The 1,796-nt window shown below is 59.0% G+C and carries 2 protein-coding genes, 1 tRNA gene and 1 pseudogene; 3 read left to right on the plus strand and 1 reads right to left on the minus strand.

What is annotated here, in order from left to right:
• Nucleotides 1-59 precede the first annotated feature (59 nt).
• From ACUVTA_RS09595 to ACUVTA_RS09605, 3 genes are all read left to right on the plus strand, one after another.
• A complete protein-coding gene (locus ACUVTA_RS09595) occupies nt 60-296 on the plus strand; it encodes a twin-arginine translocase subunit TatC (protein ID WP_445952715.1) in 237 nt (78 codons plus the stop codon).
• A 19-nt stretch (nt 297-315) separates the two neighbouring features.
• Complete coding sequence (mdh, locus tag ACUVTA_RS09600) at nt 316-1,248, plus strand: malate dehydrogenase (protein WP_445952714.1); 933 nt, start codon at nt 316-318, stop codon at nt 1,246-1,248.
• A gap of 124 nt (nt 1,249-1,372) precedes the next feature.
• Nucleotides 1,373-1,448: transfer RNA gene (locus ACUVTA_RS09605), tRNA-Trp, on the plus strand.
• 115 nt (nt 1,449-1,563) lie between these two features.
• Here ACUVTA_RS09605 and ACUVTA_RS09610 read toward each other — a convergent pair.
• Nucleotides 1,564-1,796, minus strand: a pseudogene (locus tag ACUVTA_RS09610) (hypothetical protein); the annotation flags it as partial.

The raw sequence follows: 1,796 nt of genomic DNA on the forward strand, positions 1-1,796 counted from the left end.
GCCTTCGGGACAGGACCTGGTAGAAAAAACCGCCTACTATGGCTTGACTCGGTCGCCTTATCTCGAGTAACTTTTTGGCTCGCAAGCGAAGGTACGCACTGCTTATCACTGTGGTCATCGCTGCGGCGATTACGCCAACGCCCGATATGATCACGTGCCTAATGATGACGGGTCCGCTTTATGCGCTTTACGAAATAAGTTTGATTATTGTATGGTTGACGGAGCGCGCAGCAGCGCGCCGGCGGGCGCGCGAGGAGGAGAGAGACCAGGGTGTGCTACCTGTTTCCAATACCTAATGAGGCAAGGAGGAACAGGATGCGCCGGAGCAAGATTACGGTTGTAGGCAGCGGCAACGTTGGCGCTACAACAGCCCACTGGATGGCGGTGAAAGAACTCGGCGACGTGGTGCTGCTGGACGTGATGGAGGGGATGCCTCAGGGTAAGGCTCTCGATTTGATGGAGGCGGCGCCGGTTGCCGGCTTTGATTGCCGCATCACGGGCACCAATAACTGGGAAGAGGCGGCAGATTCGGATGTGGTGGTGGTTACCGCCGGTATCGCGCGGCGGCCCGGGATGAGCCGGGAGGACCTGGTGCAGATAAACGCGCGTATTGTTAGCGAGGTGGCAAAACAGGTTGCCTGCTTTGCGCCAGCGGCCATGGTTATTGTGGTGACCAACCCGCTTGACGTGATGACCTACTTGGCTTACCAGGCGACCGGTTTTGCGCCGCACCGGGTGATGGGGATGTCCGGCGTGCTCGACGCCACGCGCCTGCGGACCTTTATTGCGCTGGAACTCGGCATTTCCTTCGAAGACGTAACTGCTCTGGTCCTCGGAGGACATGGTGACCAGATGGTGCCGCTTCTGCGTTATACCTACGCTGGTGGCATACCGGTGAGCCAGCTTATCTCCCCGGAGCGCCTGGAGGCGATTGCGCACCGGACCCGCTACGGTGGCGGCGAGATCGTTGAGCTTCTGAAGACGGGTAGTGCTTATTATGCCCCGGGAGCTTCGGTGGCGGTAATGGTCGAAGCGATTCTCCGGGATAAGCGGCGCATCCTTCCGGTTGCGGCTTACCTAAACGGGGAGTACGGCGAAAGCGACGTTTATGCCGGTGTTCCAGCAATCATCGGGAGCAACGGGGTTGAAAAGGTCTTGGAGATCGACCTTGATGCGGCGGAGTTAGCGGCTTTTAAGGCTTCAGTTGCGGCGGTGCGGGAGACGCTGGCGAAATTAAAGTCAAATTAGCATTTAAAAAGCGTACAGAGTAACTTTTTGGTTGTGGTGAGCGATAATCTGCAGAGGGTGTGCGGCGGCGCTTCGAGGCGTTGACTTCGAGAAGGGTGCGCATTATAATGTATTTAAGCGGCGCGGGGGAGTAGCTCAATTGGTAGAGCAGCGGTCTCCAAAACCGAAGATTGTGGGTTCGAGTCCTGCCTCCCCCGCCAGGAAAACGAAAATTGCGCGGCTGTAAGCTTCTTGCGATTAGGTATTGAAGGAGCTGGCGGTGCTTCCAGTGCCCGAATCTTGACTTCCTCCCCGGGCTTTGGCCCGGGGATTCCTTCAGGCGGTTCGTGCCGCCATCCGGCTGCCGCTCGTCGCATGTAGCGTACCGGCGGCAGATTCGAAGCGGCTCACCCAGCGGTGGCGGTTCCACCTTAGGGCGAGCGGCTTCTGGGGCGTGGCCTCCGCCCCGTGCCCCTTCGAGGAGCCCAAAAGCAATACGTTGAGCACCGCTTCCCCCTTCAGGAACGCCCGGCGGCAACGGAAGTTAGCGGCGTTCCAGAGAGCGGCGC

The sequence above is a fragment of the Thermodesulfitimonas sp. genome (genome assembly GCF_052743955.1).